At 65.1% G+C, this 15988-nt stretch carries 15 protein-coding genes; 8 read left to right on the forward strand and 7 right to left on the reverse strand.

The features are described from left to right. The first annotated feature begins 87 nt into the window (after positions 1-87). On the forward strand, positions 88-984 hold the full coding sequence (locus AC0V8S_RS12255; protein WP_475437819.1) for a DMT family transporter: 897 nt from the start codon (positions 88-90) through the stop codon (positions 982-984). 13 nt (positions 985-997) lie between these two features. Here the strand turns inward: AC0V8S_RS12255 and AC0V8S_RS12260 are convergent, their stop codons facing one another. After that, on the reverse strand, positions 998-1609 hold the full coding sequence (locus AC0V8S_RS12260; RefSeq protein ID WP_475437820.1) for a thymidine kinase: 612 nt from the start codon (positions 1607-1609) through the stop codon (positions 998-1000). A gap of 257 nt (positions 1610-1866) precedes the next feature. Here AC0V8S_RS12260 and AC0V8S_RS12265 point away from each other — a divergent pair, with 257 nt between their 5' ends. From AC0V8S_RS12265 to choV, 3 genes are all read left to right on the forward strand, one after another. Continuing rightward, a complete protein-coding gene (locus tag AC0V8S_RS12265; RefSeq protein WP_202352906.1) occupies positions 1867-2802 on the forward strand; it encodes a choline ABC transporter substrate-binding protein in 936 nt (311 codons plus the stop codon). A gap of 133 nt (positions 2803-2935) precedes the next feature. Next, entirely contained in the window at positions 2936-3790 is an 855-nt protein-coding gene (choW, locus tag AC0V8S_RS12270) for a choline ABC transporter permease subunit (RefSeq protein WP_183462502.1), read from the forward strand. Continuing rightward, positions 3787-4968, forward strand: coding sequence for a choline ABC transporter ATP-binding protein (gene choV, locus AC0V8S_RS12275; protein WP_096449396.1), 1182 nt, complete (start codon positions 3787-3789; stop codon positions 4966-4968). Before choW ends, choV begins: the two co-directional genes overlap by 4 nt. A gap of 36 nt (positions 4969-5004) precedes the next feature. Here the strand turns inward: choV and AC0V8S_RS12280 are convergent, their stop codons facing one another. Continuing rightward, complete coding sequence (locus AC0V8S_RS12280; protein ID WP_183462500.1) at positions 5005-6411, reverse strand: ATP-binding protein; 1407 nt, start codon at positions 6409-6411, stop codon at positions 5005-5007. Further along, complete coding sequence (locus AC0V8S_RS12285; RefSeq protein WP_095201932.1) at positions 6408-7124, reverse strand: response regulator; 717 nt, start codon at positions 7122-7124, stop codon at positions 6408-6410. Before AC0V8S_RS12285 ends, AC0V8S_RS12280 begins: the two co-directional genes overlap by 4 nt. A gap of 344 nt (positions 7125-7468) precedes the next feature. Between AC0V8S_RS12285 and AC0V8S_RS12290 the strand changes: the two genes are divergently transcribed. From AC0V8S_RS12290 to clpS, 4 genes are all read left to right on the forward strand, one after another. Beyond that, positions 7469-7768: a hypothetical protein gene (locus tag AC0V8S_RS12290; RefSeq protein ID WP_095201931.1), complete on the forward strand. Its 300-nt coding sequence runs from the start codon at positions 7469-7471 to the stop codon at positions 7766-7768. 37 nt (positions 7769-7805) lie between these two features. Continuing rightward, positions 7806-8111: a hypothetical protein gene (locus tag AC0V8S_RS12295; protein WP_095201930.1), complete on the forward strand. Its 306-nt coding sequence runs from the start codon at positions 7806-7808 to the stop codon at positions 8109-8111. A gap of 158 nt (positions 8112-8269) precedes the next feature. Continuing rightward, complete coding sequence (locus AC0V8S_RS12300) at positions 8270-8581, forward strand: hypothetical protein (RefSeq protein WP_475437821.1); 312 nt, start codon at positions 8270-8272, stop codon at positions 8579-8581. A 137-nt stretch (positions 8582-8718) separates the two neighbouring features. Next, on the forward strand, positions 8719-9024 hold the full coding sequence (gene clpS / locus AC0V8S_RS12305) for an ATP-dependent Clp protease adapter ClpS (protein ID WP_095202027.1): 306 nt from the start codon (positions 8719-8721) through the stop codon (positions 9022-9024). A gap of 15 nt (positions 9025-9039) precedes the next feature. On the opposite strand, the gene AC0V8S_RS12310 is transcribed toward clpS, so the two are convergent. The 4 genes from AC0V8S_RS12310 to AC0V8S_RS12325 are packed head-to-tail and all read right to left on the reverse strand — an operon-like array spanning position 9040 to position 15883. Beyond that, positions 9040-11118, reverse strand: coding sequence for a hypothetical protein (locus tag AC0V8S_RS12310; RefSeq protein WP_475437822.1), 2079 nt, complete (start codon positions 11116-11118; stop codon positions 9040-9042). 3 nt (positions 11119-11121) lie between these two features. Then, positions 11122-13941 carry a DUF4159 domain-containing protein gene (locus AC0V8S_RS12315; protein ID WP_475437823.1) on the reverse strand — a complete coding sequence of 940 codons (2820 nt, stop codon included), beginning with the start codon at positions 13939-13941 and terminating at the stop codon, positions 11122-11124. Beyond that, positions 13938-14879 carry a DUF58 domain-containing protein gene (locus AC0V8S_RS12320; protein ID WP_475437824.1) on the reverse strand — a complete coding sequence of 314 codons (942 nt, stop codon included), beginning with the start codon at positions 14877-14879 and terminating at the stop codon, positions 13938-13940. Before AC0V8S_RS12320 ends, AC0V8S_RS12315 begins: the two co-directional genes overlap by 4 nt. After that, the gene (locus tag AC0V8S_RS12325) at positions 14879-15883 is read right to left on the reverse strand and encodes an AAA family ATPase (RefSeq protein WP_475437825.1); all 1005 of its coding nucleotides are present in this window, start codon (positions 15881-15883) and stop codon (positions 14879-14881) included. Before AC0V8S_RS12325 ends, AC0V8S_RS12320 begins: the two co-directional genes overlap by 1 nt. Between the last annotated feature and the right edge of the window lie 105 nt (positions 15884-15988).

The raw sequence follows: 15988 nt of genomic DNA on the forward strand, positions 1-15988 counted from the left end.
ATATCGAATAGCTATGTCCAAATCTATTCGCTTGTTTGAAAGCTATCCTGCTGGCCTGATGGGTCTCGTCCTTTTGAGGAGCGTTCGATGAAGGACCTGCCAACTTCCCGTTTTCCGGCCGCGAGCCTGGCCTTCGCGATGACGATCGCCGGCACGGTCGGCGCCTTCGTGACGGAAGCGGGGCTTCATCCCGTGACGATCGTGTTCTGGCGCTGCGTGTTCGGCGCCATGTTCCTCGGCGCCTGGTGCCTGCTCAGGGGCTATTTGCCGGACAAGACGCTGTCGCCGTCCCGCCTTGCGCTGGCAGCGCTTGGCGGCGCCTGCATGGTGCTGAGCTGGACGGCCTTCTTCGCCGGCTTTGCCATGACGTCGATCGCCACGACGACGATCGTCTATCACGTGCAGCCCTTCTTCGTGGTCGTCATCGGCGTGGTCTTCCTCAAGGAGCGTATCTCGCTCGACCAGATCCTGTGGATGCTTGGCGCGTTCCTTGGTGTCGTGCTGGCCAGCGGGCTGGTGGTTTCGCATACGCAGGCCAGCACGGCATGGGCGCTGGGCATTGCTGTGACATTGGTTGCCGCGCTGCTCTATGCGGTGGCGACGATCCTCGCCAAGGGTCTGGGCCAGCAGCGCGCGGAGGTCACCGTGCTTTGCCAGACGATCGTCGGGATTGTCATGCTCGCGCCTTTCGCCGGAATCGGCGAGCATGTTCCCGCGCATTCATGGGGCTGGCTGGTCAGCATCGGCGTGCTGCACACCGGCATTGCCTATGTGCTGATGAACTCCGCCTTTCCACGCCTGACGACGCCGGTGATCGGCATCATCACCTTCATCTATCCGGTCGTTGCCATCATCATCGACTGGGCGATCTATGGGCATCCGCTCGGGCCGGCGCAGGCGGCCGGCATGGTGCTGATCGCCGTGGCGACGCTCGGTGTCCGGCTGGGCTGGCGGTTTCCGCGACGGCGTGTGTCGGCGGCCTGAGGCGGATCGCGGGTCAGGATTTCATGAAGCCGATGAAATCGTCGGGCGCGGCGCGGCCCATTTCCTCTTCCCAGTGGCGACGACAGAGCGAGACATAGACATCCTTGCCGATCGCCACCTGTTCGCCCTGGCGGGCAACCTTGCCGTCCGGGCCGAGGCGCACGACCATCGTCGCCTTGCGGCCGCAGCGGCAGATGGTGCGCACCTCGCGCAGATCGTCGGCGATCGCCAGCAGCGCGCGCGAGCCGGAAAACAGCTTGCCCTGGAAATCGGTGCGCAGGCCGTAGCACATGACCGGAATGTTCAGCCGGTCGGCGATGCGGGCCAATTGCCAGACCTGCTCCTCCTCAAGGAACTGCGCCTCGTCGACGAAGACGCAATGCACCGTCGTGTGGTCGTGGTGCTCGGCGACGCGGGCGAACAGGTCGTCGCCGTCGCGGAACATCTCGGCCTCGGTCTCCAGCCCGATGCGCGACGAGATCAGGCCGGTATCGCCCTTGCGGTAATGGCCAGCGACGAACAACATCGTCGTCATGCCGCGTTCGCGATAATTGTACGACGCCTGCAAGAGCATCGTCGTCTTGCCGGCATTCATCGTCGCGTAGTTGAAGTAGAGCTTGGCCATACAGCTCTTTTAAGCTGACTTGCCTCCGCGCGGGGAGGGGCCGCCACCGCATTCCCCTGAAAAAGCCGGCTCGCCTCTAAAAAAGATGTCTGGCACGACAAAAGCGTCAACCGTGTCGCTGATTGGCCAGTCTGCGCCGTTGATCGTGATTGCCTTAACGCTTGAATCCACACCAGAATGGTGTTTGGCTGACGAAACAAGGCGGGCAGAGAAACCGTAACTACGCTTCGCCAAAGAATCACAATGGGAGACTGTCTATGTCGCGTATGAATTCCTTCGCCGCCGGCCTCGGCCTGGCGGCTTTGTTGTCCACGAGCGCCGCCTTCGCCGGTGACGCCGCAAGCTGCAAGACCGTGCGACTTTCCGATGTCGGCTGGACCGACATCCAGGCGACCACCGGGGTTGCTTCGGTGCTGCTCACCGCGCTCGGCTACGAGCCGAAGGTGATCCAGCTGTCGGTGCCGGTGACCATGGCTTCGCTGAAGAACAAGGACCTTGATGTCTTCCTCGGCAACTGGATGCCGTCGATGACCAATGACATCAAGGACTACACCGCCGATGGCTCGGTCGAGACCATCAGCACGAACCTGACCGGCGCCGGCTATGGCATCGTCGTGCCGACCTATGTGGCGGACGCCGGCGTCAAGTCGCTGACCGACCTTGGCAAGTTCAAGGACAAGTTCAACGGCAAGATCTACGGCATCGAAGCCGGCAATGACGGCAACCGCATCATCCTCGACATGATCAAGAACCCGAAGGACAATCTCGAAGGCTTCGAGCTGGTCGAATCCTCGGAGGCCGGCATGCTGACGCAGGCCGAGCAGTCGATGAAGAACAATGAGTGGATCGCCTTCCTCGGCTGGACGCCGCATCCGGTGATGGGCGCCATGAAGATCACCTATCTCGACGGCATGGGTGACAGCGGCTTCGGCGCCGCGACCGTGTTCACCAATGTGCGCAAGGGCTACACCACCGAGTGCCCGAATGCCGGCAAGTTCATCGCCAATTTGAAGTTCAATCTGGACATGGAAGGCCAGATGATGGACGCGATCCTCAAGGGTGGCGACGCCGCCACGGTGGCGACAGACTGGCTTAAGAAGAACCCGGACGCGGTCAAGCCATGGCTCGCCGGCGTGACCACCTTCGACGGTGGCGATGCCGCGGCAGCGGTCAAGACCGCGCTCGGAAGCTGAGCCGACTGAATTCGGCAAGGCCGAACCAGGAAGGGCAGCCATCTTAGAAAAGGCTGCCCTTTTTCATATCCTGTGACAAGATGACGTTGCGCGAGCCGAGAGCAGGGGCGGCTCCTGGACGAAGAGGGGTAAGATGGATCCGATTTCGCAATTCATGGTCGATCACAAGATCCCGATAGGCGCCTGGGGCAAGGCGTTCTTCGGCTTCCTGACCGACAATTTCGATACCATCTTCAGGGCCTTCTCCAATGGCCTCAACTTCATCCTCGACGGGCTGGTCAACGTCCTGCTGCTGGTGCCGCCGGTGCTGCTGGCACTGGTCATCGCGATCATTGCATGGCTGCTGCAGCGCTCGCGGCCGCTGGCCATCGGCGTCTTCCTCGGCCTGATCTTCATCATCAACCAGAACCTGTGGAAGCAGACGGTGCAGACGCTGGTGCTGGTCGTCGCCGCCGCGGCGATGGCCATGGCCATCGGCGTGCCGCTCGGCATCTGGGCGGCGCACAAGCCGAAGGTCTACCGCATCATGCTGCCGGTGCTCGATCTGATGCAGACGCTGCCGACCTTCGTCTACCTGATCCCAGTGCTGACGCTGTTCGGCCTCGGCAACGCGCCCGGCCTCATCGTCACCATCATCTTCGTCATCCCGACCGCGGTCAGGCTCACCCATCTCGGCGTCGTCTCGGTGCCGAAGTCGATCATCGAGGCCGGCGAGGCGTTCGGCGCCACCAAGAGCCAGCTTCTGTGGAAGGTGGAACTGCCTTCGGCGCTGCCCACCATCATGGCGGGCCTGACGCAGTCGATCATGCTGTCGCTGTCGATGGTGGTGTTCGCGGCCCTGATCGGCGCCGGCGGACTCGGTACCGAAATCAACCGCGCGCTCGGCTCGCGCCGCATCGATCTCGGGCTTGAAGCCGGCCTCGCCATCGTCGTGCTCGCCATCGTGCTCGACCGAATGACCCGCATTGGCGTTGGAGGCAAGAAATGACCGTCGCCGTCGATTTCAAGAACGTCGATATCGTCTTCGGCGCCGATCAGGCCGGCTCGCTGGCCATGATCGACAAGGGCGCCACGCGCGCCGAAATCCTGGAGAAAACCGGCAATGTGCTGGGCTGCGCCGGCGCCAGCCTGACCGTGCATGAGGGCGAGATCTCGGTGCTGATGGGCCTGTCGGGCTCCGGCAAGTCGACGCTGCTTCGGGCCGTGAACCGCCTCAACGTGGTGTCGCGCGGCCAGGTGCTGGTCAAGGACGGCGACAAGATCGTCGACGTGGTCACCTGCGACGAGCCGACCTTGCGGCGCCTGCGCCAGAAGCAGGTGGCGATGGTGTTTCAGCAGTTCGGCCTGTTGCCGTGGCGCACGGTGGAGGAAAATGTCGGGCTCGGCCTCGAACTTGCCGGCGTGCCGGATGCCGAGCGCAAGGAGCGCGTGCATAAGCAGCTCAAGCTGGTCAATCTCGACCAGTGGTCGAAGAAATACGCGCATGAGCTGTCGGGCGGCATGCAGCAGCGCGTCGGCCTGGCCCGCGCCTTCGCCACCGAAGCGCCGATCCTGTTGATGGACGAGCCGTTCTCGGCGCTCGACCCGTTGATCCGCACCAAACTGCAGGACGAATTGCTGCAGCTCCAGGCCGAGCTGAAGAAGACCATCATCTTCGTCAGCCACGACCTGGAAGAGGCGCTGAAGATCGGTAGCCACATCACCATCATGGAGGGCGGGCGCATCGTGCAGACCGGTGCGCCGGAAGACATAGTGCTGCGTCCCGCCAACGACTATGTGCGCGACTTCATCGCCAACGTGAACCCGCTGTCGGTGCTCACCGCCTGGAACGTCATGCGCGACAGCCGCGACCTCGATCACGGCGACAATGGCTGGGTGTGGCTCGACCGGCGCAAGACGACACGCTTCAAGATCGACGAGCACGGGCTGGTGGCGGCGGCCGAACGCGATGGCAAGCCGGCAGTGTGGGTGTCCTGCGCCGATGTCGAGGCTCAGTCCGAGGAAGCGGCACAAGTGTTCTGGGCCAATCCCGGCACGTCACTGAAAACCGTGATGCTGGCCATGCACCGCTCGCAGACCGCACCCGTGGCGCTGTTCGACGACCAGTCCCGCTTCGTCGGCGCCATCGGCATCAGGGATGTGCTGAGCGCGGTGTTGCGGCGGTAAGCGCCTCGCTATCCTTGTTTTGACGTCATTGCTGCGTCAGGCCGCCAGCGGCAGGCGCAGCTCCGTCAACAGCCCGCCATCCGGGTGGTTGGACAGGCGGATCTCGCCGCCGGCGGCGCGCGCGATGTTGCGGGCGATGGTGAGGCCGAGGCCAAGGCCGCCGGTCTGGCGGTTGCGGGACTGTTCGAGGCGCACGAAGGAGCCGAACACGGCATCGATCTGGGCCTGAGGTATGCCCGGTCCTTCGTCGCGGATGGTGAGCGTGATCGTGCCGTCCGAGCGGTGCAGGCTAAGATGCGCCTTCTTGCCGTAGGTGACAGCGTTCTGCACCAGATTGGTGACACAGCGCCTAAGTGCGACCGGCCGCGCGATGCAGATCAGGCCGCGCGAACGGGTGTCGTCATTGTCGAACGAGACCTCCGGGTAGGGGTCGGCGATCGATTCCACGAACGACCAGAAGTCGATGCGCTCGGTCTTTTCCTCGTTCACCTCGAAAGTGGCGAAATCGATCACGGAACTGGCGATGCTCTCGACATCGGCGAGATCATGCGCCAGCGCCTCGCGAACCGCCGATTTGCGCAACAGCTCGAGGCGCAGCCGCATGCGCGTCATCGGCGTGCGCAGATCATGCGCGAGTGCGGCGGCAAGATGTTCGCGGTCCTCGACATATTCGCGCAGCCTCTTCTGCATGGCGTTGATTGCCCTGGCTGCAGCCTGCACCTCGCGGCTGCCGGACTCGGCGATCGGCGGGCTCTTCAAATCCTTGCCGATCCGGTTCACGGCGGTTTCCATCATCCGGTAAGGCGCGGTCAGTCGGCGCAGCGACCAGATCGACATGATCACCACCAGGCCGGCGATCAGCGAATAGAGCGGCAGGCTGTCGAAGCTCAGGATCGGGCCGACGGGCGTGATCGGCTCGGTGAAGTTCAGCCACTGGCCGTCGGCGAAACGCAATGAGGCTGTCAGCTTGTCGCTCTGGGCGAAGTCGGCGGCCAGCACCAGAAGGTCGCGCTCGACCTGGCCGATGTCGGGGCCGGATACGGTGCTGGCGTCGTCGGCCTCGCGCGTCGCCGGGTCGCGCCGCACGCGCGCGTCGGTGACGCCGAACTTCGACAGCCGACCGACCAGGATGTCTTCGAGTTCAGCCAGTTCGTCGTCGCCGGCGATCGAGGAGGTGACCGCCGGCGTGTCCGAGACGGTGAGGGCGTAAGTCGCGTTGAACAGGCCCGCCGCGGTTGCCTTGCGCTCCTCGGGCGTGGCGTTGCTCATCAGCTGCACCAAAGAGAAGGCGCGGTCGTTGAGGCGGTAGAGGTCGACCACATCGTTGGCGACGGCACGGTCGCGCGACACGATATAGAGGGTCGCGACCTGGCTGATCAAAAGGCCGGCAATGACGATCAGCAGCACCCAGACAGGCAAGGTCTGCGGCAGGAAACGTCTCATTCGGAGGTCGTCTCGGGCAGGAACTGGTAGCCGCCGCTGCGCACCGTCAGGATCAGCTTCGGCGTCTTCGGGTCATCTTCCATCTTGCGCCGCAGCCGGCTGACCAGGATGTCGATGCTGCGGTCGAAGGAATAGTCGCTGTCGCCGCCGGAGAGTTCGATGAGCTGGTCGCGGGTCAGCACGCGCTGGGCGCTCTTGACGAAGGTCTGCAGCAGGTTGAATTCGGCCATGGTCAGCTCGACCCTGACATCGTCGGGCGCCGTCAGCCGGCGCCGCGAACAGTCCATCGTCCAGCCGGCAAAACGGTAGATCTGCTTGGTGGTGGGACGCTTCGGCTCGGTGGTGCCGTTGCGCCGCAGCACGGCGCGGATGCGGGCCAGGAGCTCGCGCGGGTCGAAGGGTTTGGGCACATAGTCGTCGGCGCCCATCTCCAGGCCGACCACGCGGTCGGTGGTCTCGGTGACGGCGGTCAGCATGATGATCGGCGTCGTATACTGGGCGCGCAGGTCGCGGCACAGTTCCAGCCCGCTCTTGCCGGGCAACATCACGTCGAGCACGATGAGGTCCACCTGCGCACGGCGCAGGATGGCCTCCATCTCGGTACCATCGGCGGCTACCGAAGTGTGCAGCCCCCGCTTCTGGAAGAACTCCTGAAGCAGGTCGCGGATGCCCTTGTCGTCGTCGACGATCAGTATGTGTGCGTCGGATTTCACGAGGTGCCCTGTCTCGATTGCCGGCCAAGGAATTCTGGCAGGTGAGCCACACGATAGAATTCGGGCCATATGTTGGCCAGTGCCTTGGATTTCAAGGGAGAACGAATTCCGCCTTCTCCACATGGAAAGCAATGGCCGTGCCGAAGCTCCTTGTTTCCATGCGTGTCGGCTCCAAAAACCGGGACCGCTTTTGGACGATACGCATCAGGCGGGCGGGCCAGACACAATCCAGAAACAAAATTCTACAATCGGGAAAAACTCCTGAAAAGGTAGGGCGGCATAACGGTGCCGTGGCGGTCAGATTACCGGCTGCGACGCAAATCTCCGGGTTCACGGAAAAACCAATGCCAAGGTTGTCGATCAGTTTGTTGGGTGCGTTGCTGGGCCTTGGCCTGGTCACTGCCGCTGCAGGACAATCAAACGCAAAGGCGCCACTGACCCGGAGCGAACGGTGCGCCAATCTCAGCCACCAATTTGATGAAGCCCTCGAAACCCATGCCACGGCAACGCAGGTCACCGCGGCAAAGGCACTTCAGAGAAAGGGCAACCGGTATTGTGCCGCCAAGAAACAGGCACAGGGCATCCGGATGCTCGCCAACGCTTTGAAGCTGCTTGGAGTGACACCGAATGACCCGGTCCAGTGACGCTCAAAATCGACCCGCATAAAAAGGAAATGAAGCCATGAAAAAGTCCCTCCTGTCGGCCCTCGGTCTCTCCGTTGCTCTTGCCTTCTCGATGCCGGCTCTCGGCAACGCTGCCGCCACCACGACCGCTGCCCCGGCTGCTGCCACCACGACCACCGCTCCGGCCGCTGCCGCGACGACCACCGCTCCGGCCAAGGCTGCTCCGAAGAAGGTCGCCAAGAAGGCCGTCTGCAAGGTGACCAAGAAGCACAAGTGCCCGGTCAAGAAGGCTCCCGCCAAGGCAGCCCCCGCAGCGGCGGCCCCCGCCGCGGCGGCCCCGAAGGCTGCTCCGAAGAAGCCCTGATCAGCTTCGAGGTCAGTTCTAGCAAGGCCGTTCCAGCCGCAACCGGCTGGGGCGGCCTTCTGCCGAATGCATGGTCGAACTGAATACCGGCGCTTTCCAGCCGCGCATCTCGATCATGCTTAACCCGTTTGCAACGCCGGCCATGTAGGACAATCCGCATGAAGAAGCGGCTTTCGTCCATTTTGCGTTCGATGGTGATTGGCGGCCTGGTTGCCACCGGTGTCGCCAGGGTGCTGATTCTGCTCACCGCTAGCCCCGTGCCCGACCCCGCCAGTGGCCGCACCGAGCCCTCGCTGTTCGCGCCGATAATTTCCAGCAACTGGGACTACATCACGCCTGTCCAGGCGTGGCTGCTGATCGTGCTTCTCGCCGTGACGCTGATCTGCATTGCCGGATGGCCGATCGCGGCATGGCTGGAACGCCGGGCCAATCCCGGCGGCAATCGGCTACGTCCCAATCTGGACCGTTGAACCGCGGTCAGCGATTGCCCACATGATTGTGAAGCACCGCGCTCGACCCAGCTTGCGCGTCAATCAAAATGGACGATCGGTTTGACGTCTGGCAAAATGCATGGCGCCCGCCGTCGATCGCGAAACTGTCGGTTCCGATGCCAGAAATCACCACAAAACCGCGTACTAAGGTCAAGCCGCAGACCGAGCGGCCGAAGCTCTACAAAGTCATCCTCATCAATGACGATTTCACGCCGCGCGAATTCGTCGTCACGGTGCTGAAGGGCGAGTTCAAGCTCAGCGAGGACCAGGCGCACCGCATCATGATCACCGCGCACCGCCGCGGCGTGTGCGTGGTTGCGGTGTTCACTAGGGATGTCGCCGAAACCAAGGCGACGCGTGCCACCGACGCTGGCAAGGCCAAGGGCTACCCGCTGCTGTTCACGACAGAGCCGGAGGAGTAGAGCGGAGGCGCCCCGCTACCGTCCCTCGCGGTACCACATCGAGCCCATCGCCAGGAGCAGCAGGCCGAGGCCGAGGAAGCCGCCGAACAGCGGCACGCGCGAGACGGCCTTGAGCACGCTGTCGTCGGTGGTGCGCAGGCCGATCCAGTCGCTGCCCGACGCTTCGCCGGCCGAGCGCACCGGTACGATGGAGGGCAGCGTCACGTCGCTGCCAAGGGCCGAGGACGAGGCCAGCCGGCGCACGCTGCCGCCGGTGGCTTCCGCCGGTGCCCTCAGCAGGTTTTCGGTGGAGATGACGTCGGCGAATTCCGGCGCATTGACCGGCCCGACATGGGCGAGCGCGGCGAGATCGCCATTGGCGACCTGGAACAGGCCGATCTCGTTGGTCTGGACGCTGCCGAGGAAGACGCCGGGCTCGGATCTGTCGAGCTTGACAGTCACCGTCTTGCCGGAAGGGGTGATGATCTGCGCCGGGCCTGGATCATCGGCCATGGTCTGGCGGCGGATCTCCAGCACCATGCCGCGACCCTCGGCGGTCAGCCGCTCTTCCTCGAGCTCGGGCTCCTTCATCAGCCAGTGGGCGATGCGCCGGTAGAGCTGGACATGCGGACCACCGCCCTCGAAGCCGCGCGCCCACAGCCAGCCCTGGTCGGACAGGAGCATGCCGACACGGCCTTCGCCCTTGCGGTCGAGCAGCAGCAGGGGCCGGTTGTCGGCACCCTTCATCACCACTTCGCCCTGCGGGTTCTGCACGCCGATGGTGCGGAACCAGCGGCTCCAGTGCGGCGGCTCGGTGGCCGAACCATCGAGGCCGCGCGTCACCGGATGACGCTGGCCGAGGTCGGTCAGGCGCGGATAGAAGGCCTTTTCAACCACTTCGCCGGTCGGCATCGCCGGCAGGGCCGACATTAGCGGCGTGCGCGCGATCGAAGCTTCGCCGGCATATTCGGGGCCGGCGGCGATCAGCAGCGCGCCGCCCTTTTCGACATATTCGGAGATGTAGTCGTAATAGAGGATCGGTAGCACGTCGCGGTGCTGGTAGCGGTCGAAGATGATGAGGTCGAAATCCTTGATCTTCTCGACGAACAGTTCGCGGGTCGGGAAGGCGATCAGCGACAATTCGTTGATCGGCGTGCCGTCCTGCTTTTCCGGCGGCCGCAGAATGGTGAAGTGGACGAGATCGACCGAGGCGTCGGATTTCAAGAGATTACGCCAGGTGCGCTCGCCGGCATGCGGTTCGCCCGAAACGAGCAGCACGCGCAGATTCTCGCGGATGCCGTCGACCAGCGCGATCGCGCGGTTGTTGGTGTCGGTGAGTTCGCCCGGTTCGCGGTCGATGGCGAGTTCGATGATGTTGCGTCCGGCGCCCGGAATGGTCACCTGCAGCGGCATGGCCTGGCCGACGGTGGCATGCTCGACCGAGACCTGCTCGCCATTGACCGAGACGCGCACATCGACCGGGCCGGTCTCGTTCTCCGTCGAAATGACGCGGTAGGTCATGTCGAGCGGCTTGCCGACGATGCCGAAACGCGGCGCGTTCTCGAAGCGGATGCGGCGGTCCTTTTCGTGGTCGTTGCCGGTGATCAGCGCATGCAGCGGCGCGTTGAAGTCAGGCGCGCCGGGGGGCGCGTCATGCACCTCGCCATCGGTGATCATGATGGCGCCGCCGATGCGCGACGGCGGCACGTCGCGGAAGGCGCCTTCCAGCGCGCCGAACAGCCGCGTCTCTGTACGTTCCTCGGCGGCGTCGGACTTGCCGGCCTCGACGACGCGGACATCGAATTGCTTGAAGCGGCCAAGACGCTGCTGCAGCCCGGCCACCGCCTCATCGGTCTGTTTGGTGCGGTCGCCGATATCCTGGCTCTGGCTGCGGTCGACGATCAGCGCAACGACACTCTTCAGCGGCTCGCGCTCCTCATTGAGGAACACCGGGTTGAACAGAGCGGCGGCAAGCGCCAGCAGGGCGACGAAGCGCAGGACGCCGCCGCGCTGGCGAAACCACAGGCCGACAAGTGCCAGCAGCGCCAACGGCACCAGCACCACGGCCAACATGGGCCAGGAGATCAGCGGTTCGAAGGAGATCGACCAGTTCATGCCTTATTGCCCCAGCCGTTCGAGCAATATGGGCACATGCACCTGGTCGGATTTGTAGTTGCCGGTCAGCATGTACATCATGATGTTGACGCCGGCACGCAGCGCATAGACGCGCTGCATCGGGTCGGCCGGCACGGTCGGCAGCAGCGCGTCGCCATTTTCGTCGACCGCCCAGGCGCCGGCGAAATCATTGGCGGTGATCATGATCGGCGAGACGCCGTCGCCGGTGCGCACCGGCCGGTTGTCGGCATTGCTGGCGTCGAGCGAGGCCTCGACCCAGAGCGGGCTGCCGGCGAAGCGGCCGGGAAATTCTGGCAGGATGAAGAAGGACTTGGTCAGCACGTGGTCCGACGGCACCGGCTCCAGCGGCGGTACGTTGAGGTTGCCGAGGATGTCGCGCAGCCGCTCGGTGGCCGGGCTGGTGGAATCGGCGCCGATGCCGTTGGCGAACTGGTCGCGCGTGTCGAACAGCACCGTGCCGCCTTGCTGCATATAGGCGTCGATGCGGGCGATCGCCGCCTGGCTCGGCATCGGGGCGGCCGGATCGATCGGCCAGTAGATCAGCGGATAGAACGACAGTTCGTCCTTCGCAATGTCGACGCCGGCCGGTGCGCCGGGTTCCAGCGCGGTCTTCTCGATCAGGAAGCGGGTCAGGCCTTCGAGCCCGGCGCGGCTGATCGAATCGTCGCCCGGTACCCCGGTCAGCACGTAGGCGATACGGGTCTTCGAGATCGCCGTGATGGCCGCCTCGTCGCCCGGCTTGGCATCGTCGGCGCGGGCGAAATCGGCATGGCCGAACAGTGCGCCAAGCGCAATCAGCACCGCTGCGGTGGTGGTCACCGCACCGGCGCGGCGCGGCCGGCGCGAAAACAAGCCGCCCATCCAGAACACCGCCAGCGTGTCGAGCAGCATCAGCACCAGGGCGGCCGCGACCAGCGAACCTTTCAGGTTGCGGGATTCGTCGAAGGCGTATTGGATCGTGGTGACCGGCACCGCGATCTGCGGGCGCGCCAGAGGCGCGAACGTGCTCGCGGCATCGAGCAGATTGTGGGCGAAGACGCCGGTCTCGGAGCCGTAGAGGCCGGGCGGGTTCTCGAAGGTCACCGGCGCGCCGGCGCCCGGCACCAGCGGCCTTGCATCCGGCGTCGGCGGAACCAGCGAGCCGTCTGCCGCGATCATGCGGTAGGGCGCCAGCGACGTGGCGGCTGCTTCGGCATTGGCGATCGCCGCGCCCTGGTTGCGCGACAGCTGGACGATGCGGCGCAGCATCTCGACGAAGCTGCCCGAAATCGGCAGGTTCGACCAGGTCGCCTCGGGCGTGACGTGGAACAGCACCAGCGTGCCTTTGCCTTTCTTCAGCCCGGTGACCAGCGGCGTGCCATCGGCAAGTGCGGCCCAGGTGCGCTCGACGATGTCGGGTGTCGGCTCGGCCAGCACCTGCCTGCTTACTGTCACCTCGGTGGGCGGTGCCAAGTCGGCGAAGGGACCGGCCTTGGGAAATTCGGTGACCGGCTGCGGCGATGTCCATGACAGCGCGCCGCCGAGCGAACGCTCGCCAGTGCGCAGGCGAACCGGCAGCAGATCGTCGTCATTGCCGGCGGCGGCCAGCCGCGAGCCGGCGAAACGCACCAGCGTGCCGCCATTGTCGACCCAGTCGACCAGCCTTTGCCGGACCTGTGCCGGAATGGTGCCGATGTCGGCCATGATGATCATCGCCGGCTTCTGGTCGAGGATCTGCGGGATGGCGTCGGCGAGATCGGCGCTGGAGGGTTCAACCAGGTCGGCGAAGGGCTGCAGCGCCCGCCTGATGTAGTAGAGCGGCGACAGAAGCGGCTGCGCCTGGTCGGCCTCGGCCTGCGACAAAAGTCCGACGCGGCGGCGCTTGGAGCTTTCGTCGAGCACGCGCACCGCACCCGCCTGGCGCTCGCCGTCGAGCGCTATCGAGGCGAAATCGTTGCGCAGTTCGAACGGCACCGCCATCGTGCCGGTGGCGGTGGCTTCACCAGGTGCGAAGGTCAGCGTCGCATCGGCGATGCGGCGGCCCTTGTCGTCGAAGGCGCCGGCGGTGACCTGTGCCGGCGCCGGATCGCCCGGCGCACGGATGGCGGTGAGCGCAAAACCGTCGACCTGGTTCTCGGCGGCGGTTAGCCCGGTCAGCGAAAGCCGCTCAGTGGTAGCCCACACGACGCGAGCGGCATTTTTCGACAACAGTGTGTTGAAGGCGGCTTCGTCGCCCTTGGCCGCGAGGCCGTCGGCCAGCACGGCGACGCTGGCGCCGGGCAAGGTTTCCAGCACGCCGGCGACACGGGCATAGACGGCGGGCCGGTCGGTGGGGATCGGCCGCGGCTTGGCGGCGCGCAGCCGGTCGAGGGCAGCGGCGGCATCGAAGGGGCCGATCTCGGCATTGGCCTTTTCGGCGGTGAAGGCGATGATGACCGGCACGCCGTTCGAGCCGGCGTCCTTGATTAGCCGCTCGGCGGTGGCGACGCGCTTGTTCCAGTCGGCCGCGCTTGCCCAGTCATTGTCGATGACCAGCGCAAGGGCCGCACCTTCGGCCGGCAATTTTTCGCGCGGGTTGAAGACCGGTTCGGCCAGCGCCGCGACGACGAGGCCCGCCATCAGCAGCCTGAGCAGCGTCAGCCACCAGGGGCTTTGATGCGGCGTCTCCTCGCGCTTCAAGACGCGCGCCAGGATCTTCAGCGGCGGAAAGATCTCGGCCTGCGGCTTGGGTGGCGTCAGCCTCAGCAGCCACCAGATCACCGGCAGCGCCAGCAGGCCCCACAGCACCATGGGAGCGCCAAAGGAGAGCGTCAGCCAGCTCATGCGCCGACCACCTTTCCGAACTGACGGGTACGACCGCTACCGGCATAGCCGCCATCGGCGGTCATTGCCATGTGCAGGCGCACCAGCGCGTCGGACGCGAGCCGATCGGTGTGGTTGACGGTAAAACTCCAGCCGAGCCGCTTGCACCAGGCGGCCAGTTCCTGACGACGGGCGGTGTAGAGCAGGCGGTATTCGTCGCCGAGCATTTCGGCGCGTCCGGCAGTCAGCTTGTCGCCGGTCTCGGGATCGGTGAACTCGGTACGGCCGGCATAGGGGAAGGTTTCCTCGGCCGGGTCGGCGACCTCGATCAGATGCGCGCGCACGCCGTGGCGGGCGAGCACGTCGAGCCATTCCATCGTCTCCTCGACGGGATCGAGGAAATCGCTGGCGATGACGATGTCGCAGAAGCGCCTGATATCGGAGAGGTCAGGCTTCGCTGGCAAGTCGCCGGCATGCATGAGCTGGGCTGCGATGCGTTCGGCGCCGTTGCGGGCGGTGAATGGATCGGTCAGGCCCGGCCAGGCGATGCGCTCGCCGCTGCGCGACAGCAATTCGGCCATGGCCAGCGCCAGCACCAGCGCGCGCGATTGCTTGGAAACGCTGGCACCGGTCGATTTGTAGAGCATGGACGGCGAGGGGTCGGCCCACAGCCACACCGTATGGGCGGCTTCCCATTCGCGGTCGCGCACATAGGTGTGGTCGTCGCGGGCCGAGCGGCGCCAGTCGATGCGCGAGGAATCGCCTTCGACATAGGGCCGGAACTGCCAGAAATTCTCGCCGATGCCGCGCTTGCGGCGGCCATGCCAGCCGGCGATCACCGTGTTGACGATGCGGCGCGCCTCGACCAGCAGGTCGGGCACAAGCGAAGCCCGCAACCGGCCACGGGCGAGCGCGTCGCGCGTCGCTGCCGGAGCCTGGACCTCGCCGATGCGCGCCATCAAATCCCTTTCACGAGCTTCGCCACCACGTCGCGCACGCTGGTGCCTTCGGCGCGGGCGGCGAAAGTCAGCGCCATACGGTGCTGCAGCACCGGCTCGGCCAGGGCACGCACGTCGTCGACTGATGGTGCCAGCCGCCCGTCGTAGAGCGCCCGCGCCCTCGTGCACAGCATCAGCGCCTGGCTGGCGCGCGGGCCTGGCCCCCAGGCGACATGCTTGTCGGTCTCGGCATTGCCCTGGCCCGGACGCGCCGAGCGCACCAAAGTGAGGATCGCCTCGACCACGCTTTCAGGCACCGGCATGCGGCGGATCAGCGTCTGGATTTCCTTCAGCCGCACCGGTTGCAGCACGTTCTGCGCCTTGGCATCCTCGATGCCGGTGGTTTCCAGGAGAATGCGGCGCTCGGCCTCGATTTCGGGATAGAGGATGTCGACCTGCATCAGGAAGCGGTCGAGCTGGGCTTCGGGCAGCGGATAAGTGCCTTCCTGCTCCAGCGGGTTCTGCGTCGCCAGCACATGGAAGGGTGCGGGCAGGTCATGGCGGACGCCGGCGATGGTGACGTGATACTCCTGCATGGCCTGCAGCAGCGCCGACTGGGTGCGCGGCGAGGCGCGGTTGATCTCGTCGGCCATTAGAAGCTGGGCGAAGATCGGCCCGGAGATGAAGCGGAAGGAGCGCTTGCCGATCTCGTCCTGCTCCATCACCTCGGAGCCCAGGATGTCTGACGGCATCAGGTCGGGGGTGAACTGGATGCGGCGCGAATCAAGGCCGAGCACGACGCCCAGCGTCTCGACCAGCTTGGTCTTGGCGAGGCCGGGGACGCCGACCAGCAGCGCATGGCCGCCGGCCAGCAGCGCCACCAGCGTGCGCTCGACGACGGCCTCCTGGCCGAAGATCACCCGGCCGACCCCGTCGCGGATCCTGGAAATGTCGGCCAGCGCCTTTTCGGCCTCGGCGATCATGTCCGCTTCGCTGATCGGACTTTCCTTGACCATCACGCTCATTCGGCTCGATCCCTTTGGTTGGAAATACCAGCCTGCACCATATCATAGGTTGCCGCGATTCGGCCTCGCGTAGCGCCTATGGTCGAACTTAAATCACAGACTTAG

This window comes from Mesorhizobium oxytropidicola (assembly GCF_056174625.1).